The 23,709-nt window shown below is 34.7% G+C and carries 16 protein-coding genes; 1 reads left to right on the top strand and 15 read right to left on the bottom strand.

Annotated features, from left to right (window positions below; translation table 11 throughout):
• Positions 1–122 precede the first annotated feature (122 nt).
• From PHE88_11315 to PHE88_11285, 7 genes are all read right to left on the bottom strand, one after another.
• Positions 123–1,526: a redoxin domain-containing protein gene (locus PHE88_11315; protein MDD5688405.1), complete on the bottom strand. Its 1,404-nt coding sequence runs from the start codon at positions 1,524–1,526 to the stop codon at positions 123–125.
• Positions 1,527–1,553: 27 nt separating this feature from the next.
• The gene (locus PHE88_11310; protein MDD5688404.1) at positions 1,554–2,969 is read right to left on the bottom strand and encodes a CsgG/HfaB family protein; all 1,416 of its coding nucleotides are present in this window, start codon (positions 2,967–2,969) and stop codon (positions 1,554–1,556) included.
• Between the two features lie 14 nt (positions 2,970–2,983).
• Positions 2,984–4,513, bottom strand: coding sequence for a kelch repeat-containing protein (locus tag PHE88_11305; protein MDD5688403.1), 1,530 nt, complete (start codon positions 4,511–4,513; stop codon positions 2,984–2,986).
• An 86-nt stretch (positions 4,514–4,599) separates the two neighbouring features.
• The gene (locus PHE88_11300; protein MDD5688402.1) at positions 4,600–4,917 is read right to left on the bottom strand and encodes an MGMT family protein; all 318 of its coding nucleotides are present in this window, start codon (positions 4,915–4,917) and stop codon (positions 4,600–4,602) included.
• An 11-nt stretch (positions 4,918–4,928) separates the two neighbouring features.
• Positions 4,929–6,800 (bottom strand): transglycosylase SLT domain-containing protein, encoded by a 1,872-nt coding sequence (locus PHE88_11295; protein MDD5688401.1) that lies wholly within the window; start codon positions 6,798–6,800, stop codon positions 4,929–4,931.
• Positions 6,801–6,905: 105 nt separating this feature from the next.
• A complete protein-coding gene (locus PHE88_11290) occupies positions 6,906–8,192 on the bottom strand; it encodes an excinuclease ABC subunit UvrC (protein MDD5688400.1) in 1,287 nt (428 codons plus the stop codon).
• A 188-nt stretch (positions 8,193–8,380) separates the two neighbouring features.
• Positions 8,381–8,554: a hypothetical protein gene (locus PHE88_11285; protein MDD5688399.1), complete on the bottom strand. Its 174-nt coding sequence runs from the start codon at positions 8,552–8,554 to the stop codon at positions 8,381–8,383.
• Between the two features lie 119 nt (positions 8,555–8,673).
• On the opposite strand from PHE88_11285, the gene rpsT reads away from it, so the two are divergent.
• A complete protein-coding gene (rpsT, locus tag PHE88_11280; protein MDD5688398.1) occupies positions 8,674–8,952 on the top strand; it encodes a 30S ribosomal protein S20 in 279 nt (92 codons plus the stop codon).
• On the opposite strand, the gene holA is transcribed toward rpsT, so the two are convergent.
• From holA to PHE88_11240, 8 genes are all read right to left on the bottom strand, one after another.
• Complete coding sequence (gene holA, locus PHE88_11275) at positions 8,914–9,942, bottom strand: DNA polymerase III subunit delta (protein ID MDD5688397.1); 1,029 nt, start codon at positions 9,940–9,942, stop codon at positions 8,914–8,916. The two genes, rpsT and holA, sit on opposite strands and share 39 nt — an antisense overlap.
• A gap of 143 nt (positions 9,943–10,085) precedes the next feature.
• Positions 10,086–10,697 (bottom strand): LptE family protein, encoded by a 612-nt coding sequence (locus PHE88_11270; GenBank protein ID MDD5688396.1) that lies wholly within the window; start codon positions 10,695–10,697, stop codon positions 10,086–10,088.
• 1 nt (position 10,698) lies between these two features.
• On the bottom strand, positions 10,699–13,131 hold the full coding sequence (leuS, locus tag PHE88_11265) for a leucine--tRNA ligase (protein ID MDD5688395.1): 2,433 nt from the start codon (positions 13,129–13,131) through the stop codon (positions 10,699–10,701).
• Positions 13,132–13,368: 237 nt separating this feature from the next.
• Entirely contained in the window at positions 13,369–14,160 is a 792-nt protein-coding gene (locus PHE88_11260; GenBank protein ID MDD5688394.1) for a LamG domain-containing protein, read from the bottom strand.
• Positions 14,161–14,322: 162 nt separating this feature from the next.
• The gene (locus PHE88_11255; protein MDD5688393.1) at positions 14,323–16,113 is read right to left on the bottom strand and encodes a hypothetical protein; all 1,791 of its coding nucleotides are present in this window, start codon (positions 16,111–16,113) and stop codon (positions 14,323–14,325) included.
• Positions 16,114–16,139: 26 nt separating this feature from the next.
• Positions 16,140–17,009, bottom strand: coding sequence for an AraC family transcriptional regulator (locus PHE88_11250; GenBank protein ID MDD5688392.1), 870 nt, complete (start codon positions 17,007–17,009; stop codon positions 16,140–16,142).
• Between the two features lie 257 nt (positions 17,010–17,266).
• Positions 17,267–22,741, bottom strand: coding sequence for a DUF2341 domain-containing protein (locus tag PHE88_11245; GenBank protein ID MDD5688391.1), 5,475 nt, complete (start codon positions 22,739–22,741; stop codon positions 17,267–17,269).
• Between the two features lie 123 nt (positions 22,742–22,864).
• The coding region (locus PHE88_11240; protein MDD5688390.1) for a hypothetical protein at positions 22,865–23,709 on the bottom strand (845 nt) is incomplete at its 5' end.

Here is a 23,709-nt window from a genome sequence, read left to right as displayed (position 1 = left end):
CCTCGCACAGTTTTGTCGTAGACAAAACTAGACGTGGGGGTTCTCCTTTTCTTTATTCCCGTCAAGTGAAACTTGACGGGGTATTTGGTGAAGGAGAATAAATAAAAGACTTTTTTTATCATTTAGCGTCCTATTCTATGAGGACCGCCAGTGGGTGTGTCAATTGCACCGACTGCACCGGCTGCGGTATTTTTATGCGATAAATGATATTCAGCAATTAAATTTTTCACTTCACTATCATCAGGAATTTCTTTAGTAAGTGGTGTGAGTTCATTTTCAAAGGATATGATTTTTTTTGATTCATCAAATTTTAATAAAAGTTTCCCCACATATTTACCATTATCTCCAGCTTGAACAATCAACGTGTTGCCGATTTTAGTAGGGTTTCCTAAAAGAGTCTGTGAATGCCCGCCAATAATTACATCAATATTTCTGAACTTTTCCGCAAGCGTTCTGTCAACGTCATATCCTGCGTGAGAAATTAAAATTAAAAGGTCACAGTCCTTTTTATCCTGAGTTAGAACATCATCTACTGTTAAAATCTTTAGATTTTTAAGAATAGTTTCCGGGTAGAGACCAAATATATCCGGATAAATAATTGATATTATTTTAATTTTTAAGTTTTGTTTTTCAATTATCTTATCGTGAGGTGTAATAAACCTGCAAATATCTCCTTCACAATAATTTATATTTGAAGCAAGAAACGGGACTTTATACTTGTCGATGGTTTTTATAAAATCGGCATACGAGAATTCTATGTCTCCAATGCCAACAGCGTCATAATTTAATATCTCATAAATCTTTAAAATACCGGCAACAGAATTAGAAGAAGGATAATAGGAAAACAAATCACCTGAATCTAAAAGCAAATTGTTGGGATATTTCGCCCGTTGTTGTTTAAGTAAAGTTGCCCTTCTTGAAAGTCCGCCAAATGGATTACGCGGACAGTCACAAGATTCAACCTGACCGTTAAGTGAGTTAGTAAAGAATATTGCAAGTTCTTTCGGTCTATTGAGACTTTCTTTTTCAACAGCAAGTATTTTTTCTTCCAATATTGTTTCAATATTTTCATCATAACCGTCTTTAATGTATTTTACAATGCCACTGGAAGAAAGCATAATAAGTTTCGGAATGCTTGCTTTCCCTGCTTTTAGGACACCGTAATTTTCTCCTGTAATTTTTGCATCAGGGTCCAACATAATAGGAAGCGTTATATTATTGTTTTTTACAAATTCTGCTATCTTTTCTTTACTTAAGTTGTCAATGTTTATAAGATATATTGTAGCATCGGTTTTTTTTTGAAGATTTTGCAGGTGCGGTATTTCTTTCAAGCAAGGCTGACACCAGGTAGCAAAAAAAGAAATAATCACAGGTTTATCGCTTAAAAGAATGGTATTGAGTGAATTTTTACTGTCATTTAAATCTGATAAAATAAATCCCGATGCCTTGTCTCCAATAACAGGTCTTGCTGATGTAATACTAGTAAATAAAAAACACAAAACAAAAAGGCAAATATATTTTTTCATGATAATACCCCCTATCCAACATTGTTTTTATTCTGCAAGTTTTTGCGCTAATGTGTTGCATGCAGTTTTCAGTTCTTTTGCGGACATGGCTTCCTGGTCGTACGATGCAACAATTTTCCCTGTTTCAACTTCAACTAAATTTACTGTTATGTAATAAGTATCCATGAGTTTTGACAAGCTGCCGACTATCATCTGTTTTACATTTAACATTTTTCCGATTTGAACCGCACACTCTGAAGTAGTACAACCCGACTGTTGAAATGCCGCTTCGGCTAATATCTTATCCATGTTAGCTTTTTCTACAACATTATATACACCGGTATTAACCAGTTCGGTTCTTAAGAAATCCGCAACGATTGAGCCGTCCGCTTGGGAGACATTCTTTCCCCCAAAATCTGCTACAGCAATGTTGATAATCTCACCAGGTTTTCTTTCGGGTTTTGCTAACCTTACTTTTGTCGTAGAAGTTTCACCTTCAATTTTTCCAAATTTACACGATAAAGCTAACCGCAGAACTTCTATACCTTTTACATTTTGAATCGGCACTGAATAACTGGTATCTATTCCGAGTGCTTTATATTTTATTCCGATACCACCGGTCCAAACCGGGAATGCAGTGTCCTTAGTACCACCTAAACTATTCTTGAATCCCGTCCTTAAAGCAAGAGTTTTTTTAAAGATATTAAATTCGGTTCCTAAACCTAATATCTGTCCCCAATCAGTTTCTGTAACTTTTTCTATTGATGCTAAAAATGTTAAAGATTTATCTTCAAGCAGAGTATATGCCAAGCCTGCCCTGACTATCTGAGGTTGTGATTCGAGTTCTGTAGAAGTTACAACCCCGCCCTTATAGGCTTTCCTGTTTCCAATATTAGAAGCAGAAAGTCCTATACCTAATCTATCACCTTTATACATAAGACCTACATTCGCATTGAAGAATCCACATACTAGATTATCTATTTTTAAATTAGTAGCACCAGTACCAATACCAAAAGCAAATTTTTCAAAAAGCCTGTAACCGGCTAATATATTAAAATTATTACTTGTATCGGATATTGTCGCTCCAGTTCGTCCACTGGAAGTATAAATATCCACTTTAGTTTGTTGCTGGATTACTCTGAAACCTAAACTATATTTTTTATGCGGGTAAAAACCGGATATAAATGAATTGGTTATTTCAGCAGGAAGTCTGGTAAAAACGAACCCGACTTCCGGATTTTTTAAAAAAGCAGATGCAGCAGGATTCCAGTAAGCTGAAGTATAATCAAAACAGTTAGCGACTACCGCCCCGCCAAGCGATTCAGCCCGCGGTCCTTGTCCAACCATTAAAAACTGTGCGGTAGGAATATCACCGGCAGCAGCGAGAAGATTAGAATTGTTAAGCAAATTGAAAACTATTAAAAAGACTGCCATGGAAATAAAACAATGTCTTGATAATTTCATTAATTCCCCCTTAATTACTTAATAATTATTATTTTGAATATTTTTGGTTTACTATTGGAATCATCTGAAGCATGAACGATGTATGTTCCGGTTGCAATTTTGTTACCGTTATTATCCTTTCCATCCCAGGGAGCAAGGGAACCGTTGCTATCGGCTAAAAGATCTTTTACTGTAACTCCGGAAGTTGTCAATATCTTTACCTTAGCACTTCCTGTTAAATTAACAAATTTTATAGTATCACCTCTTGTCAGATTTGCCGGAACCGGATAGCAATATGCACTATTTATCAAATTGGTATTGCCACTCGGACCTATTAAACCTCTTTCCTGAAGAGAACCTTTTACAATACCTGACTGATAACTGTTTGTTCCAAATCCTCCGATTAAATATACTTCATTTTTTACTACTCCTACACCAAAACCGCTTTTTTGAAATGCAGGATTTACATTTGTTTTTGTTGTCCAGTGTCCTGTTGAAGAATCGAATTCCTCTACAGAAGCGGATTCACCTACTACATATATCTTGTTATTTAGCACAAAGGCAGAATGTTCACGTCTTGCAGTAAATACAGCCTCAGCTCTTGCCCATACATTAGTTGACGGGTTATATCTTTCAACCATAGTGGTACTAACCTGTTCAGCATTACCATTAATACCACCACCACCAATTGCATATATTTCATTGTTTAAAACAGCGAGTGCAGCACCATACCTTGCTACACCCATTGAAGATTTTGTTATCCATGCATTTGTTTGAGGATCATATTCTTCTACACTATTCAGAGGAATAAAATTACTAGCGTTTGTACCTCCGATTACGTATATTTTATTATCCACAACTGCTGCTGAGCATCTATTCCTTGAAGTAGGCATAGGTGCTCTTACTGTCCATGTATTTCCAGCAATATTATATTCATACACAGTATTGTAATAACCACCGCCACCACCGCCGATTACATATATTTTATTGTTTACTACTGCGACCGCTGCCCAATCTCTTGGCTGAGGAAGACTTGGTCTTGTGACTATATTGCCGGATGAAGGATCATATTCCTCTACACTTTGAAAGGTACCGCTGTTATTGTTACCGCCGATAATATAGATTTTATTATTTACTGTTGCAGCAACTAATCCAACTCTTGCCGGAGAAATAGTTGTTACTCTTTGTTCCCAGGAAAAATCTAATAAAGAATTGTCATTGTAAAGTGAAATATTTAATGGTGTAGCTTGATTTGCGGTAACCGTTACGCCAATTGCGGTTTGAGAAAGGTAATTTGCATGACCAATGTGCAAGTCATAAACCCCTTCATTCACCATTATTGAATAAACTCCGGAACCATCACTACCCCCGCGGGTTATTTCAGCTGTTCCATTATATACAACGATTATGTCATTCCCCGGTATACCTGCATTGTTATCATGCCTGAGAATTGTTCCTGAAATCGTTCCGGTTATAGCATCTGCATTATTAGAAAAAATAGAAAGAGCAACAATTAAAGAAAATAAAGAAAATAACAATTTATCTATCAATTTACTTCTTATCATAAAACCTCCAATTTATATTTAAAAATAACAATTTAATATTATACAACATGTTATCTTTTTGTCAAGGATGTTTCTAATATTTATTTTTATTTCAAATATCTTTCCTTTATCAATAAATTATATTTTTTTTTAATATTTCCAGAATATCCGCCAATCTTACCATCTTTGCAGATTACTCTATGACATGGAACTATTGGGGCAAAAGGGTTTTTAGAAAGTGCATTTCCAACTGCACGGGCTGAATCAGGACTGCCAATTCTTCTTGCGAGTTCAGAATATGAAATAGTCTGACCTTTGGGGATTTTGAGGCATTCCAACCAAACCTTTTTATGAAATTCAGGGTAATCAGATTCTTCGATACTTCGGCAAAGCTTTGCTTTGCGGTTACATTGAATTTTAGGCATTGGATTTTGGATTATTTCTCAATTCTTTGATATCTTTTATCTTTGGGGTAGTTAGATATATTAATTTCCTCATTTTCATCAACAAAATACCACATTTGTTTGTCTGACTTATGCTTTTGGTAGTTTTGCAGAACTGTACGAACATAATTTTCTGTTTCTTTATAGGGTGGAATTTTTCTCCCATATTTTTCTACTGCATTAGGTCCTGCATTATATCCGGCAAGTGCAAGTTTAGAGTCACCAAATGTTTTAAACAAATATCTAAGATATCTTGTTCCACCGGCGATATTTTCTTCAACATCATTAGGGTCGATTCTTAAGCCTTTTGCCGTCTCCGGCATAATTTGCATTAATCCAACAGCACCTTTGTATGAAGTGTCGTTTGGATTAAAATTAGATTCAGTCTCAAGCACTGCTTTTACAAATGCAGGGTCAAGGTTGTATTTATCAGCATAAATATAAATAAGAGTATCATATTCATAATTCTTTTCTTTTTCTTCTTTTATTTTTTTTGTGTTTCTCATTTTTTGAATAAAACTATTACCTACTTTGCTTTTAATGGATTTTGCTGCAAATTTTACTGATTGTATTTCATCTTCTGAAAATACAATAGAACATTTATTTGTTTCAACTACACAATCACCGTCTTCAGTATAAACAATATCTCCTGTAACAACATTTCCGTTAAGTAATAGCATGGTTCCTTTTCGGGCAAATAAAATTTGCGGCGACAGAATCAGGATACTGCAAAAACAAACCAAGAATAATATTCGCCTAAAGACTTTTGGCTGAATTAGGGTTAACCAAAGAATAACGATTCCAAATATAGGTAAATAATAGAAAACTATGGTCATATCAGGAAAGTAATTTCTGAGCAAGCATATTGTAAAAGAAGTATTTGAAGTGTTTATAATAGAATAAATAAGAAAAATAAATAAAAGTTTGCCCCACTTCTTTTCATTAATAAATGTATTAATTAAAAAAAACATCGGAGCAAGCGTCCATATAAACCAATGAATCTGAGAAAATTTACTTAATAAAATTGATAATAGTATAAATATATAAAATACTTTTTGAAATTGGTTTTCTTTCCAAGTATACAATATGCTTATAAAGACCAGTAATATCATTGTTAGATAATTTAAAGTATGTGACAACAGGTTGTTGGTAAATATTTTATTAAAAAAAGCAGTTATTGAAATCCAGTTTGGATATGTATCCCATTTTGTATAAGACCACAAATACCAAATATGTTTGAAATAGTTGAGATTAGTTTGTATTCCAAAAACAACAAAGGATATAATGAACCATAAAACAAGCGAAATAATCATAGAATAAAATATTTTCTTTCTTTTAGTCACCAAACCATAAATAATAAATATTATAGGAAATATTTTCATAAGTACAGGTATTGAAAGCAGGAATCCTGCTGCATAATCATTATTTTTTTGTATAAGTACTAAAGATAAGGTATAAATAAAAAATATTAAAATTGAAGCTTGACCGAGAAAAAGGCCGAATTTTACCGGATAGAAAAATATTGTTAATAAAAGAAAAATCAACAACATGTATAATTTATTGCCGGTGTTGGATTTCCATACAATATAGATACCGGTAAAAATAAAAATAATGTTTAACCAATACCATGTAATTCCTGCTATTTCATTAGAAAGATATGAGAATGGAAGAAATAGTAAAAGCGAAGGAGGCGCGTAGTTAAATTCTGCTGTTTGAAATTCTTTTAATGAAGAATAAGAGATATTTTTATTTTGGATGAAATTTTTGGCAGCAGAATAATAAACATTAAAATCAGCCCCTGAATATCCGGTTGTTAATCCGAGATATAATGCAAAAAATAAAATAATAATATATTCTTTTTTCATAAGTGAACACGAATTATCACGAATTTCACAACACATCACGAATTTGTTGCGAATATTAGTGTTTAATTCGAGATATTTGCTTTTATTCGGGTGTATTCGTGAGTATTAAACTGATTGTTTTCTTAAATATTTATGGTACGATATTGCAAATCTATGGGCTTCATCCCTGACATATTTTATCAGATTTAATGCTAAGGAATTTTTTGATAGAATTACGGGTTTTGAATTTCCAATGAAATATAATTCTTCATTCTTCTTTGCAATAGCAACAACTTTGGGCATTTGATTATCAGTAAAGTATTTACTTAGAACTGAAACAGCAGCAGTGAGTTGTCCTTTACCGCCATCTATAACAATTAGGTCAGGTAATAAAGTATTTTTTGCAAGAGAACCGCCATAACGGCGGTTAATGATTTCACCCAGCATTTCAAAATCATTAATTTGCTTAACAGTTTTTATTTTAAATCTTCGATAGTCCATTTTTTTAGGAACGCCGTTTTCAAAAACAACCATTGAGCCAACAGCAGTTTTTCCCGAGATATTGGATATGTCAAAACCTTCAATTCTATTTATGTTTTTATTTAGAAATGCAGATAAATCCTGCAAATAAGAAGGCATGTCAATATTTAATAAAACGTCATCAATGGTAATTTCCTTAAAATTCACTTTCTCAAGCGTGTTTTTTATTGCAAAAATAGTATTTCTCAATTTTGCTGCTTTTTCATATTCAAGATTATTTTTTGCCGCAGTCATTTCTTTTTCAAGAGTTTTTAATAGAAGTTTATTTTTTCCGGACAAAAACATTTTTACTTTAGTTATAATATTTAAATATTCCTTTTCAGTAATTTTCCCTATACAAGGTGCAGGGCATTTTTTCATAAAATAGTAAAGGCATTCATTTTTTCTTTTATCAAGATTATATCTGCAAGGTCTTACACCGAAGATTTTATAGATTAATTTCAATGTACTTTTCATTTCAGTTGCTTCCGGATATGGGCCAAAATATTTACCTCCATTTATTTTTTTTGTACGTACTATTTCCAAAGAAGGATACTTTTCTTTTGTTATATTAAGATACGGATACCGTTTATCATCTTTCCATATTATATTGTATTTCGGCTGGAATCGTTTTATAAATGCTTCTTCTAAAATCAATGCTTCTTTCGCGTTTTTAGTTAAAATATATTCTATGTTTTTAACAGCTTTTATAAGTATGGAATTTTTTAAATTGATTTCTCTGTTGGAGAAATAAGATTTGACCCGGTTTTTTAAAGAAGTTGCTTTACCAACATAAATTATCTTATTCGAGTTATCCCGCATTATGTAAATACCGGAATGTTTGGGCAGGTTATCTATATTAGGATTTACTAAATCATTATTCATTTTATTCATCTAAAATTGGTTCTTCCCGTTTAATAATTGACAGTATGACATAATTTTAATATTTTTGTTAAAGTGTATAAATAATAATTTCTATAATAATTGTACCGAACACCTTAAGAATGAGGGTACTAAATAAGTAAGTAAACAATGAGTAGCAGGATATATCCATTATTAAAGTCGCTAAACATATTAGGAATTCATAATGCTGTATAGAAAGCATCAGCGGACATTCCGGCGCCGAAAATCCAACCAACCAGCATATCCCGGATGTAACCGGGTATCCTGGAAAACATTGTTCCCGTAGAAACATAACTAATATATTTCGCTACTTTTGATTCTTTGTTAACTTCTTTTAAATTTTTACTTGACATTTTATTATATTTTTATACAATGAGATTGCCACGGGACTTTGTCCCTCGCAATAACAGCAGTGTTGTTCAGGAGATGCTGATTTTCAGCAGACCTTATCTAAGTTTTGGAGGAAAAATATATGAAACTAAAAACAGGCAGACACACATCAGCATTAAAAGAGGCCCGGAAAAATCAAAAAAGACGATTAGACAACAGGTCAGTAAAATCACAAATCAGAACAATGACTAAAAAGTTTACTGTGGCTTTGGCAGCGAAAAATATAAATGGTGCTGCAGAACTTTTAAAATCTTTATCAAGCATTCTTGATAAAGCTTCAAAAAAAAATATCATCCATAAGAAGACAGCTTCCAGGAAGATATCACGTCTTTCCCAACGGTTTGCAAAGATAAAAAAGTAATTTTTCAATTTGTATTTTACTGTTATCGCCTGATTTCATTTTCAATTCAGTGTCAAGTATTTTCTGTAAATATTTTGTTAAATCGGAGCCGGACAAAAGCCTCGCATCTCTTAAAAAATCATTCTGGTAAAATCTGACTCCTGCCTTAAAAGCTGCATCTTTTTCACTCATGCCTGCATTCACGTCATCATAAAACCTAAGATATTTTATATATCTGTCGGTTATCGCCGACATTACAGCAAACTCGTTTTCATTGTTATCAAACAAATTTATCAGAATACTCATCGCCTGATCAATTTCTTTCTTTGCTAATATGGGCAGTAATTCAAATGTCGTATTTTCTTTGTAGTGACCGCAGCAAATATTCACATCTTCAATAGTAACTTCTGTGTTTTGGTCAATATATAAAACCAATTTATCAATTTCCTGTTTTATATCAGCAAGATTTATACCGGTGATTGCGAGTATTTTTTCTGCTGACGGGTATGAAATATTTTTTTTGAACGCTCTGAATTCGCCTATTATCCATTGACAAATAGCAGGCTCGAATAAATGATAAAAATTTATTGTCGGGTATAGATTTTCAATCTTGCTGAAAATATTTCTTTTTGGAAGTTTATCACCTCCAACCAAAATCAAGCATGTTGTTTTTGAAGGATTATCAATATAATTTTCAAGAAAATCATCCTGCGATGCTGAAAGTTTATTAATATTTTTAATAATTACCAGTTTTTTATCAGACATGAAAGGATATGAATTTGCTGTTTGTAATATTGATTCTATGGAAACACCGGCAGATTCTTTATCCGGCAAATGAAAGATACTATAATTAAATTCTTTTATTGAAGGTTCAATGATAAGTTTTTCAATATGAGTTATTATTTCATTTTTTAAATAATTTTCATATCCATAAAACAAATATACCGGTGACAATTCGTTTTTTTTCAATGATTTAAGTTTTGTTTTAAAATCCTGATATTTTATAATCATATGATTTATAATAAATATTTTTTATATTTCTGCGTTAATCTTCATATAATCCCCATGTATCCGCTTCTATTGTTAGAAACAGAACAAAGTAGAAATTCACGCTAAAATATGCTAAAAAGTCGAACAACTAATAAACGTATTAATTATTCTGCTGGTGGAGGGACTTTTTTATCACTAATACCAGTCACTGAACCGAAACCTTTTATTGTCCTTTTTATGATATCTCTGGATAATTTTTCCCATATTATTTCTCTTGCTTCTTCTTCTGTTATTCCTCCGATATTCGGTGATATAAAAAACCTGTAGTTACCTTCAATATTATTTTCCTGCCATACTATTTCATTTTTCGTTTTGTCAATTAAAGAAATATTGAGCAATATTCTAAGTTTATATTCCTTAACAACGTGATTCTCATCATATGTCAATGGTTCCATAATATATCTTGTAATTTCACCGCGTAGAATTCCATCGGCTTCTGTTAGGTTTGATAAAGCAAGGCGTCCGTCACGCATGAACTCATTTGTAACTGCCGTTGTTAATTTATCTTCGATACCAAAAAAAACAGTTGAATTCTTGAATGTCTCAATTGTTACTTTCTTTATATTTTGGGGTAAACTCTGCGGTGCAGGTTTATACGGCGAAGAACAACCCAAAAGAATAAAGAAATAAGAAATAAGAAATAAGAAATAAACATTCTTTTTCCATTTCAGTCCCTGCTTCCCACTTTTCACTTCCAACATCCCACTTTTTCTCATCTTAACCTCCTATTAATATATTTAATATTTTCTTCGGCACATAAATGGTTTTTATGATTTGCCTATCAGAAATATATTTTTTGATTTTTTCATTTGATTTGGCGATTTCTATTATTTCCTTTTCGGAGGTTTCAGTTGTAACATTTACTTGTCCGCGTAGTTTTCCGTTTACCTGAACTGCGATAGTGACTTCTTTTTGCTGTAGTTTATCATCGTTCCAATCAGGCCAAGGTTCATTAAATATAGAGTTTTTAGACATGAGAATAGACCAGAGTTCTTCAGCAATGTGAGGAGCAAAAGGAGCAATCAATTTTATGAAGTTAATAGCTACTATTTCCGGGATTTCTTCGTAATTCTCAAGTTCATTTAAAAATATCATCATCTGAGAAATAGCAGTATTGAAAGATGAAATTGATTCAATGTCAGCAGATACTTTCTGTATGCTTTTATGCATAAGTCTTTCGAGCTTGTCATCAATAACAGATGATTTTACAATTTTTGTCTGTGTAAATAATGTAAAAATCCTTTCTAAAAATCTGCGCATTCCTTTTATTGAATTTGTATTCCATGGTTTTGAAACTTCAAGAGGACCCATAAACATCTCATAAATTCTAAATGTGTCTGCACCAAATTCTGAAACAATATCATCAGGATTTACTACATTACCTCTTGATTTTGACATTTTCTGGTTATCTTCACCGAGTATTAATCCCTGATTTCTAAGCTTAATAAATGGTTCGGTCGTTGAGACACATCCAATATCATAGAGAAATTTATGCCAAAACCGTGCATATAACAAGTGTAAAACTGCATGTTCTTTACCGCCAACGTAAATATCTACCGGTAACCAGTATTTTTGTTTTTCCATAGCACAAAGACTTGTTTTGTTTTTAGGGTCGATATAACGCAAATAATACCAGCAACTACCGGCCCAATTAGGCATTGTATTGGTTTCTCTCAGTGCGGGACCGCCACATTTAGGGCAGGTTGTTTTTACCCATTCTTTTGCATTTGCCAGCGGGGATTCTCCTGTTTCAGTAGGTGAAAATGACGTTACTTCAGGTAGTTTTAGGGGAAGGTCACTTTCCGGTATCGGAACATGACCGCAATTTTTGCATTCAACTATAGGAATCGGTTCTCCCCAGTATCGCTGGCGGGAAAAAATCCAATCACGTAGTTTATATGTTATACCAAGTTTGCCGATTTTGTTTTCCTCGAAATATTTAATAATTTCACGTATGAATTCACCTGTAGTTAGACCGTCATACTTTCCGGAATTAACAGCAAACCCTTCTTCAATAAAAGCTTCATTTGATTTTTCAAAAATGACTCCTTTTTGCGGTGATACTACCTGAACAATATCAAGATTATATTTTTGAGCAAACTCTAAGTCTCTCTGGTCATGTCCGGGAACAGCCATTATAGCTCCGGTACCGTAAGATATTAATATATAGTCAGATATCCAGATTGGAATTTTCTTCTTTGTTAAAGGATGAATTACGTAAGAACCGGTAAATGCTCCGGTTTTATCTTTAATTAAAGATGTTCTTTCAAGTTCTGATTTTGTTGAAGTGTAGTGCTTATAGTTTTCAATTTCTTTTTTTTGCTTGCTTGTAGTTATTTTATCTACGAGCGGATGTTCCGGCGCCAACACCATATATGTAACACCATAAATTGTATCGGGTCTTGTCGTAAAAACTTCAATTCTATCGTTAAAGTTTTCAATATCAAAATTTATATATGCACCTTCACTTTTGCCTATCCAGTTTTGCTGCATAGTTTTAATATCTTCAGGCCAGTCAAGCAATTCAAGGTCGGAAAGCAACCGTTCCGCATAAACTGTAATTTTAAGGAGCCATTGTGGAAGGTTTTTACGGATAACTACAGTACCGCACCGTTCACACTTTCCTTCTTTAACTTCTTCGTTTGCAATTCCGGTTAAGCAAGAAGGACAGAAATTTATAGGTGCTTCTTTTTTATAGGCAAGCCCTTTTTCAAAAAGTTTTAAAAAAATCCACTGAGTCCATTTATAATAGTCAGGATCGGTTGTGTTGATTTCCCTTGACCAGTCATAAGCTAATCCCAGCGATTTTATTTGTTTCTTAAAAACCCCAATATTTTTAGCAGTTGTAATTGCAGGGTGAGTTTTTGTTTTTATAGCGTAATTTTCAGCAGGAAGGCCAAATGCATCCCAACCCATGGGATTTAGTATATTGTATCCTTTCATTTTATAATAATGAGTTAATATATCGGTTGCAATATATCCTTCAGGGTGTCCTACGTGTAGCCCTTCTCCGGATGGATACGGGAACATATCAAGTATGTAAAGTCGTTTGTCTTCCGGGAAATTGTTATCTTCTGTAACTTCAAAAGTGTGGTGTTCATCCCAGTATTTTTGCCATTTTTTTTCTATATTTTTGAAATCATAAGACATATAATTTTATAAACCTAAATCCATAATATTAAACTCTAAACAAACCCAAGTTTTCATTATATAAAAAATTATAAAAAATGCAATAAAAAAACGTGTCCTGTATGTATATCAGGACACATTTTTTGGTTTTCTGAAATTGGATTTCTGACTGCATCAATTTCAATTTAAATCGAAACCTTAAAACAAGCAGAGCAAGCTCTGCGACTACAGTAAATTCTTTTATCTTTAGTTTGATTACTATTTTCCTGCAACAGCGTCATATTCTGCTTTAATTTCTTCAGCAGTCAAAGCTTTATTGTATATTTTGACTTCGTCAATCATACCATCGAAGAAATATGGCGGATTAGTTGCAGAACTTGCGCCTATTCCCAAATTTTCGGTTCCTGATAAAATTGTAGTAGTTGTTACTGTTTTTGAACCAAGCAAAGCTCCATTGTAATAAGTGTCAATCTTTCCGGCTAAAAATGTAACAGTTACCATTTGCCATGTGTTTGCTACAACTTTAGAGGCAGATGTTGAATTTCCGTTAATTGTTCCATCGCTTACAGTACAAACAATTTGTCCGCCAGTTGCTTTATCGGTAGTAAGTGATAGAAAATACCCGTAGAGGTAACCACCCATACGTCTTTTACCTACAATTGCACTAACATTAGAAAAACTTGCAGGATTAACCCACGCTGATATCGTAAATGCATTGGTTATATTCAAATTTGCACAAGGACCGCAGTTTACATAATTCTTACTCGCCCTGTCGAATAATAAAGCGGAGTTTACCTTTCCTTTTACCCATTTACATCCTATAATCGTTCCCTTATTTCCGTTAGCAGAAGAATCATTTGCAATGTTTTCAGCTCCTTCGTCAAATTTCCAGTATCCAACAAGTCCATCAGCCGAAACAACTGCGCTTTTTTTAGTAGATTGTGTAATTGTTTTTTTCTTGGGAATTTTCCTTGGTACGCTCCAACCTTCAGTGATACAAATACTTGATAAAAACAATGCTGACACTAATAACAAATTAAATCTTTTCATTGCTTATTTCCTCCATAGTTTTATTTTAAATAACATTCCGAAAAAAAAATCATCACCTCCATTTTAAGTTCTTGACACCGGACTTTAAGCTGCCATTACGGAAGCAAAGCAAGCTTTGCGACTACAACTTCGGGTTACGGGCTGCCTTTGTCTTTTACTTCCTTATCTTTTATTTGAAAGTTTTAAAATAGCTTCAGCGACCGTTTTCTTTGCTAGATATATATCAGAAGGAGTTGTTGAATATTCTGTCATACTTTTAGCAACCATATCCATACTTTTAGCAAGTGCTACTTCTCCTTCTTTTGCCAGTTGTGCATTACCTTCCTTCTTTTGCTTTTCAATCAATTTGCCTAACATATATAGATAACAATAATCTTCTCTGCCATCCCGCAGGACTTCTTCACGCATTGAACCCAAAAATGGATTATTTTTATCAAGTACGGGATTTGGATGAATATAATTTCTATTGCTTTTCATAACACTTGCAGGAAATGTCTCTTCCGGAGTTTTCCAATAAATATTCGGTGCATTATAATCAAGTCCCCTGAAACCGTAATCATAATTCCAAATAGTGAAAAAATCAATATTATATTTGTAAGCAAGCCAAAAGATATTTCTCTGTTCTATCAAAAGATGATACATCATGTAACCGGGGGCAATCGTGTTGGCGCCCCAATACCAACCTATCCTATCGCCAGCTTTTTTACGTTCTAATAAAAAACTGACATTATCATCACTTTCCCAAAGACCCATATGAGCAACCCATATACCGGTATAACCTATCATCTGATTAAAAACACCTTTAGCACGACCGGTAAAATCCGACAGCCAATTTGTAAATCCTGCATCTTTTATTTCTTGTTGCGATTTCTGCCACTTATCAAGAATACCGGGTTTTAGAAAATCAGGTTCATCCCAAGTATATAAAATAAAATTATCTAACCAACCTTTTTCTTTCAGGTGTTTATATAATTTTTTAAGTATTGCCTGGCGTTCCGGTCCCATGCGTTCATCATTGTTCTTGACTCGAAGCGGTCCATCAGGATAAAAATACCGCATATCTATGAAAATCCAGAATTTGTTCATACCAAGTTGAATAAGTTCTTCTGTCTGTTTATCAAAGGTATCATAAGAACCCTCAGGTGACGGACTCCACGTAAAATATGAATTCCCTCGGTGAAGCTTGACCATGTGTTTTGCCAGCATCTTTTTATATTCAAAATCAGGTATTCCTGTTGCTTTAGCAGCAGAGCCGCTATCTGACCATGGAACAAGACCTAAAGGACATTCTTTCAACAGAACAAAATCCCAAACTTTTAAAGAAACATTTACTTCTGTTCGTTTGCCGTTTTTTGGAATGATAGAAACTGTGCCGGTATATGTGCCTGCTACTGCATCTTTCGGAACATAAAAAGTAAGCCAGACTATATTGTTCTTACCGGGATGCGCATCAAATACTCTGTCTAATCTTAATGGGTCAGGACGAAAACCGATAACATCTTCCATCTGTTTAAGATGCCTTGCAGCAAGGAACTTCTGTCTTTGTTCTTCGTACCATTTATTGTTTTCTTTTGCTTTAAGCATTCCATATTCTGAATCTACATTTACCCAAGCCGCAGGATGATACTCTATGTTATCCTTACTTATTTTAAAAACATCACCTTCGTCGTTACCAGGTAGTGCATAAGTAAGGTCGCTAAATTCTATTTTGATACCTTTCAAATCTTCTTTACCTTTTGGTATAATGACTATCTGTGCAGGTTCATATTCGTCTTTAGCTAATGATAGCTCTATTGTTTTAGTTTTACCGGTAAATTCTTTGTCCCGGAATACACTTAGCATTGAACTTTCTGTAAAAGCATCGTAAGATATTTCTGCAAAAGAAACACTTTCAAAAAAACCAGTAACTAAAATTACCGGCAATACTACACTTAAAAGCTTTTTACAGTTCATAATCAATTCTCCTTTTTCATTTTTTCTTATTTGCGAATTGACATACAGAATTTGCGATATAGTGATGGTGTTGTATCGGTAAGACGTTTAAAATTACGATTAAAGCTAAATAGATTTGAAAAACCTACTTCAGATGCAATAGCAACTATATGTTTATTATTATCTGTCTCTAAAATACGTTTTGCTTCCAGCACTCTCCTGTTAGCGATAGATGACTTGAAACTTAATCCGGTAAATTTCTTAAACAAATGGCTTATATGATAAGAAGAATATTTAACTTGTTTTGATATGCCGGAAAGCGTGATATGTTCTTTAAAATGTTTGTCTATATAATCTAATACTTTATCAATTATAGGATTGTGTTCTTCAATAAAACCAATGTTTTTTTTCTTTTTAGACATGCTTCTTTTCAGTTGTATTAAAAATGCTACAAGTAAAGCTTTTATAGCTTCATGATTATTATCACCTTTCTTTTTCCACTCTGTTTCAATCATATGTAAAATTAACTCTATATCATTTGCTTCTTTTTCGTTAAGAAACAACTGGTGTGGAAAGTTTTTATGGCAATTAATAATACTTTTTATAAGAGGTCGCATCCAAGTATATTTATCTAATAAAAATTTGGAAAAAACCAAAAGGGTTATATTTATTTGAGGTATTTTATTCCCCTTCTTTAGATAGGTATGAACATCATGTTCGTGTATAATGAATAATGATTTGGGTTTGGTGGCATATTGTCTGTCTTTGATATAAAGAAATCCTTTGCCGGAACGGACATAATGGAATTCCAGAACAAAAGGATGAACATGGTGTTTTCTGTTCAGTATCTTATTTGTATTAATAAGAAAAGGAAAATTTTTATCAGGGAAAGGGAAAGAATATTTATTTACTTTCATTTGTTAGTAACAACTGAAATATGAGTTTATAGAATAGTTTAGTTTGGTTTTCTGAAAGTTGATTATACTAAATAATAAAAAAAATGGCAATTAAAAATATTTTCAGTTGGTTTTTTCTCAAAATAGGTCTTACCCTTATGCTTGCCAAGGGCAAGCGACTACAACTTCGGACGTTGGACATTGAACTTATTTCGTGGCAGCAAAGCAAGCTTTGCAACTACACTTTTGATTTTAGATATTAGATTTCGGACTAAAGACTATTTTACTAGTCCTATTTTTCCTGTTTTCTTGTTACCGGCACCATCTTCTATTTGGTAAATATACATTCCTCTGCCTACTTTGTCGCCATCGTCATTCTTGCCATCCCACTCGAGCCAGCCAAGATTACCAAAATCGACCTCTTTCAATTCCCTGGCTAACCTTCCAGATACACTATACAACTTCATAACGCTGTTAATTGGTAAATTGATTATCTTCAATTTACCTTGAACTGCTGTATCCGGGTTATATGGGTTAGGGTAAATTTTTATATTGCTCATATCAGCAGAAATATAACTACCCAATATACGGTATGTTGAGAAATGTTTGACTGTTGCAGTTAACGTTTTGTTTATTTTATCTATTATCTGCACACCTTCTACTAATTCCCAATCTGTTCCGGTCCAGTAATAGATTCTAAGTCCATCTTCGTTTAATGTCCCAATATCAGTTTTTGCATAAGGTAATGTTATGTTTACTGCTCTTGTGAATAACTGATTTTGCAGGACCGGTGCATTATTGTTGAATGTTAACTCACCAAAATCATAACATATCGGATTAATAGTGTTAACATATTTCATTGTATTCCGGACTGCCGGTGATGCACTTGTCTTAATAGCGGCAAGAAACTTGTTTGCGGGCAGAACTCCTGTGGGTATAAGTATCTTTAACCCGTTAGCACCTCGTATTGAACCACCCTGGTAACCTACAAACTTTGCTATATACATATCACTGAAATTTATCAGTATCGGTGCTGTTGTATCGCCACTTAGTTCTACCATATCTATATTACTGCGAAGCGGGACCGAAATCTCTTTTTCCCCCGAATCTGACTCAATTAAAGTTGCATCAACTTTATCCAGTAAACTACTTTTGCTGTTTATGGTTTTAAGAGTTACTGTTCCTGCATAATCTGTTGCTACGTTATTATCATCATTATATACTTGCACTTTAAATTTCAAATCCGCATTAGTTTTTAAATCATCATAGTAATATGTGTATATTCTGTATTTAATATTAGATGTCTTGAAACTATATTGTGTTGACTCTGCAATGTTACCAACTGCATCACGACTGTAGACCTTGTAATAATAGGTTTTAGCTTTCTGTAATCCGCTAATAGAAACACTATGCAACCTTATTAGTGTAGAATCTAAAGTTGCTATAGACCCAAGTGCCGTTGAAGTTCCATATGCCACCTGAGAATCGGAGTTCTCATCGGTTGTCCATGTTATTACTGCATTGTTTTGTGTTACACTTGCCCGGACATTACTTATTACAGGTGGATTGGAATCTTTTGCAATTGTTGTAAAAATATAATCACCGGTCGTTGTTGTGTTGCTATTCATATCTACGGATACCATTCTGTAATGATAGACTGTATTCTCAGCAAGACCACTTAGTGTAACGTTGTGGTTGTATATACCGGCGGTATCTGTTGCCGGAGTTACACTTCCATAACTTGCAGTTAATCCATACTCTACCTTACTGTTCGAAGGTTCATTTGTTGTCCATGTTATCACTGCTCCAGTGTCTGTTATGTTCGTTGGTGTTACTACACTTATTGTTGGTGGTGTTGTATCAGCAGTTAGTTTTACTAATTTAATGTGGTTAAAATTGCCGTTACCGGATACGCTACCGGTTTCCATGACTAACTTCATTATCTGATTGCCTTGCGTAAGTGACACATTGGATGAGACTTCTATATTTGCCCATTTATCCCATCCACCTGTTGACGGTATGGTTACTGATGATGTTTTAATATATGGTGCTTCCTTGTGCGTACCGAATTCAAGATGTACCGGACTTGCACTTGACAATCCATTGGCTGCTCTTAGTATTATTTTGTATTCGCCACCTTGATTCACATTTACACTGTATTCCAACCATTCATTTGGAGCAGTCCATCCAATATAATATCCACCATCAGTATCAGTACATACACCAATATCTACATTCTCGGTTGTCCTGTATGCACCACCACTATTGCCTGTTGTTGTATCATTGTATGTCTCACCGGATGCAGAACCGCTTGTTACTGTATCATAATTCTCTATCTGTATAGTTGTTGTTTCAGTTCCTATCTGCCATGGATTTCCAGAGTTACCATATGACTGCTGCGATGAGACAATTGTTATCACATATGCCACGCTGTTTACAGAACTGTCGGTCATAGTGTCTTTGAATGCACGTACTCGAACCGTTGCACTTGTCGTTAGCGTAAACGATGAAGAATATAATGTTGACGATGATGTCGGGTCTGTTCCATTTGTAGTATATCTTATCTCTGCCCCGCTGGTTGCACAACCTAAGGTTATTGTGATAGAATCTGCATATGTTCCTGCACCGGGGCTTATTGTAGGTGTTTCTACTGTATTTGGTGTGTCTGCAGTTACTTTTATTAATTTAATGTAGTTAAAATTACCACAGCCGGCTGCTGCACTAGTTTCCATAACTAACTTCATTATCTGGTTGCCTGCAGTAAGTGTTATTCCTGTTGATAGTGTTACATCTGCCCATGTACCATAACTACCTGTTGGCGGGATGCTTACTGATGATGTTTTAATATATGCTGATTCCTTGTGAGTGCCAAATTCAAGGTGTATAGGACCACCATTAGTTGTTAGTCCATTGGCTCCCCTCAGTATTATTTTGTATTCGCCACCTTGATTTACATTTATACTATATTCCAACCACTCACCAGGTTTTGTCCAACCTATATTGTACCCAACAACAGTATCTGTGCATACCTGTACATCTACATTCTCTGTTGTTCTGTATACTCCACCACCACTATTGCCGGTTGTTGTATCATGATATGCCTCACCCTCACCTATACCAGTTGTTAGCATATCGTAATCTTCTGACTGTATTGTTGTTGTCCCTGTTCCTACCACCCATGCTACTCCTGCAGGATACGCCTGCTGTGTTGGGAGTTCACTTACTATTATAGATATTGTTGCTACATTACTGTCAGACTCACCATCATTTACTTTAAAAGTAAAACTATCTGCTCCAGTGTATCCACTGGCTGGTGTATAAGTTACGTTCGGTACTGTACCGGACAACGTTCCATGACCAGGCGTGGTGACTGTGCTATATATCAAAGAATTATTATCTGCATCGGTCGCAGTCAATGTTATTTGTTTAGTTGTGTCTTTGAATATATTAACACTTTGGTCACTCGCTATTGGCGGATTATTTGGTGTAATGCCTGTAAGATGATTATACCAGACGTTAGCCATTTTATCGGCGCCTAAAGAATTGGGATGGAGAAGTTCGTAAGAAGCAAAATCAGTGGTCGTGCTAATATGGGCTTCGTTATAGATATCTACAAAATAAACTTTTTTGCCCTGACTTTGTTTCGCTGATATAACACCGGGAATTCCGTTGTTATATGCAACCGTTTGTGCAGCCTCATTACGTGTGGTGGTTGCCGGATTATCCTTGCATGGAATAATTGATGCCACGTAGACTTTTGCATCGGGTAATCTTGTTGTTATTTTGTCGATAAGAGTGCTAAGCCTATTTGTTGTATCAAGTAGCAGATAATTTTGGTTGATATCATTAGTTCCAAGATGCAATAAAACAATATCGGACGGATTCTTTGTTATCCATGAATCAAGATATTTAGAACTGGTATCAATTCTGTATCCACCCCACCCTTCCTGATTTATATCGACGCACTGATCGCCGGCAACCTGGGTGCTACCGACAAAATCGAAATCCCAGCCGGCATCATGTAGTTTTGTCCATAAAAGAACTCGATAACTATATGCCTGATGTGTTATTGAATCTCCAAGTGGCATTATTCTTATAGAAGTTGTTGCTTTACTTATTACATTAGATATTCCTGACCAGTTAGGTGCTTCATCTGCTGCTTTCATTGCAAAATAATATTGTGTGTTTGCATTTAATCCATTTACAGTGTAAGTTTGATTATTTCCGGCTACTAATGGGGTCGGTTCAGTATTGCATTGTGTTACGCTATTCCAATTGTTAGTTGTTATGCTAAATGTCGCATACCGGATATCATACGTTGTTGCTGTTCCAATATTTCCATCATCTCCCACTGATGTCCAACTTAATACTACACTGTTACTGGTTGCAATACCTGTCGACAATGTAGTTATCGCTAATGGTTGTGTTGTGTCGGATGGCGTAGAAGTTACGGTATATGTTAATAATTTATCGCTTTCTGAATAGTAACTACTTTTCAACCATGCATCTGACCGAAATACATTTGAAACGCGAACTTCATCCATTATTCCTTCAAACATTTGTCCTTGCGTTGGCATTGTTCCGATATTAAAATTTGATGCTGTGTTTGCAGGGGTACAATCTGTGTCGGGAGTACAATCTGATGAATTTCCAAAGTTAGCTGAGCCGTCTTGTAAATGATAGCCATTATGATAATAGGTATCCACCCATATATTAGTGGCATCCATTCTTCCAACGACTAGGATTTTATCTCCTACATTATACGCCGGCCCACTAATTGACCCATCTTCTATATACCCATAATGAACACCGCCATCTGGATAATTACCGGCTCCCGCACCTCCTCCTCCTGCAGGATGATGGACATAATGTGTTATCTCCTGATTTTTTTCTGAACCGGAATATTTACTACCTAGTCCAAACTCCCATTCCCAGCCAATCATATCACCCGTGGGGTAATCACCATAATCTGCTTTCCCCATCATATTTATATAATGTTCGCTGGATTGACTATCTTTTGTCCATGTAAGTACCGTTGGAACAAACCACCATGAAACCGTTATTGCCTTTGTCGGGTTCCATGACAAACCATCAGCGTCTGGAACACTAATTAAATCATTAACACCATCAAAAAATTGAGCATTCCCGATTAATCCACTATTCGTGACCATCGTTGGGGGCCCATATGTTATTGGACCATAATCATTAGAATTATAGTATTTAGTATTTGCTGTTCCATTTAATTTCATTGTAGAATCTTTATATTCTCCAGTACTACCCGAACCTTGTTCTGCAAAATGTAATACGGTTTGAAATCTAGAATCCCATACGGCTTTTGCAGCGACTGAACCTGTATCTCCAACAGACGCTGTATTATCGGTTCTGTTCTTATCGTAATTAAGATATAAAATGGTATCCTCGGTATTGGATATGCTTGGAACCTTGACCCATAGCCATGCCTGCTTGTTGGCTGTATCCCATTTTTCTATTTCAACATAGAGTTCTACTCCACTTTCAGTTGTTACAGAAATCTTCTTTCTGTTAACATCACTCACGAGTTCAGTGAATACTGTAGTAGTATTAGCTGAGTTGATTCCAGAAGCACTTCCAAGATGTACCAAGATAGGAAAATTAGATAGGGACGTATCTACATTTGTATGATCAATCGTAAGTTTGAGCTGACCCGCATATAATGCTAAACCAAAAAAACAATAATATACTATGTATAGTAATACTAACCATAACTTTTTCATTATATCTCCTGAAAAATGTGTAAAGATATAGAAATTTACTTTGTGAAATTTATTGTAATTTATGGAAATTTATTGTATCTTAATTTCTATCTAATTTCCAATTTCCAGTTTTTGTTTTCTGTCTCATTTGACTAGTCCTATCTTGCCTGTTTTCTTATTACCGGCAGCATCTTCTATCTGATATAGATATATTCCCCTGCCTACTTCATCACCTTTATTATTCTTGCCATCCCACTCGAGCCAGCCGAGATTACCATAATCTACTTCTTTGAGTTCCCTGACAAATCTTCCAGCCACACTATATAATTTCAGGACACTATTCATTGGCAGGTTCGTTACCTTCAACTTACCATGGAGACTTGTTGTCGGGTTATACGGATTAGGATATACTTTTATATTACTTAAATCCATCACTAACGCTGATTCCAACAACGCAAACTTGCTCAAGTGATTACTTCCGGCTACCAACTTGTTAGTACCGCTCTTTGTAGTAGGTAATCCTACCCAACATTCAGCACTATCATCATACCTGCCTATTACTAAATTGTCCTTATTATACCCTGATATTGCACTATCATCATAATTTATTGTTATTATTATCCCTTTTACCGGCTGCAAGTTCTTGTCATTCACTATATCTACTCCATATCCCACTACTTTTATCGTTTTGTTATTACTTTCAGGCACTTCCGTAGAGGTCAAGGTTAAAGTTGTTATTAAAGAAAATGCTCCTAAAGGCACAGTTACACCAATCTCGCTGTCTATACTGCTGCTGCCTCTCATTGGTGTTACTGCTATTCCACTACTCACCTGCACCATCGGATTAACTAACCGTGTTACGCTAAACGGTCTGCCTACATAATCCTGATTAACTAGGTTACTATCAAACATAGTATACTCCATCTTGTTAGGCCAGAACCGCCAGCCTGTTTTACTCGGCTCTATTGTGTAAATACCGCTTGTCAAGC

This window comes from Elusimicrobiota bacterium (genome assembly GCA_028718185.1).
Taxonomy (GTDB): Bacteria; Elusimicrobiota; UBA8919; order UBA8919; family UBA8919; genus JAQUMH01.
This window is presented reverse-complemented; position numbering and strand designations above follow the sequence as displayed.

Bases quoted from the DNA above. Each gene is read 5' to 3' on its own strand.
- PHE88_11315 (MDD5688405.1), bottom strand. From the start codon at position 1,526: ATGAAAAAATATATTTGCCTTTTTGTTTTGTGTTTTTTATTTACTAGT.
- PHE88_11310 (MDD5688404.1), bottom strand. From the start codon at position 2,969: ATGAAATTATCAAGACATTGTTTTATTTCCATGGCAGTCTTTTTAATA.
- PHE88_11305 (MDD5688403.1), bottom strand. From the start codon at position 4,513: ATGATAAGAAGTAAATTGATAGATAAATTGTTATTTTCTTTATTTTCT.
- PHE88_11300 (MDD5688402.1), bottom strand. From the start codon at position 4,917: ATGCCTAAAATTCAATGTAACCGCAAAGCAAAGCTTTGCCGAAGTATC.
- PHE88_11295 (MDD5688401.1), bottom strand. From the start codon at position 6,800: ATGAAAAAAGAATATATTATTATTTTATTTTTTGCATTATATCTCGGA.
- PHE88_11290 (MDD5688400.1), bottom strand. From the start codon at position 8,192: ATGAATAAAATGAATAATGATTTAGTAAATCCTAATATAGATAACCTG.
- PHE88_11285 (MDD5688399.1), bottom strand. From the start codon at position 8,554: ATGTCAAGTAAAAATTTAAAAGAAGTTAACAAAGAATCAAAAGTAGCG.
- rpsT (MDD5688398.1), top strand. From the start codon at position 8,674: ATGAAACTAAAAACAGGCAGACACACATCAGCATTAAAAGAGGCCCGG.
- holA (MDD5688397.1), bottom strand. From the start codon at position 9,942: ATGATTATAAAATATCAGGATTTTAAAACAAAACTTAAATCATTGAAA.
- PHE88_11270 (MDD5688396.1), bottom strand. From the start codon at position 10,697: ATGAGAAAAAGTGGGATGTTGGAAGTGAAAAGTGGGAAGCAGGGACTG.
- leuS (MDD5688395.1), bottom strand. From the start codon at position 13,131: ATGTCTTATGATTTCAAAAATATAGAAAAAAAATGGCAAAAATACTGG.
- PHE88_11260 (MDD5688394.1), bottom strand. From the start codon at position 14,160: ATGAAAAGATTTAATTTGTTATTAGTGTCAGCATTGTTTTTATCAAGT.
- PHE88_11255 (MDD5688393.1), bottom strand. From the start codon at position 16,113: ATGAACTGTAAAAAGCTTTTAAGTGTAGTATTGCCGGTAATTTTAGTT.
- PHE88_11250 (MDD5688392.1), bottom strand. From the start codon at position 17,009: ATGAAAGTAAATAAATATTCTTTCCCTTTCCCTGATAAAAATTTTCCT.
- PHE88_11245 (MDD5688391.1), bottom strand. From the start codon at position 22,741: ATGAAAAAGTTATGGTTAGTATTACTATACATAGTATATTATTGTTTT.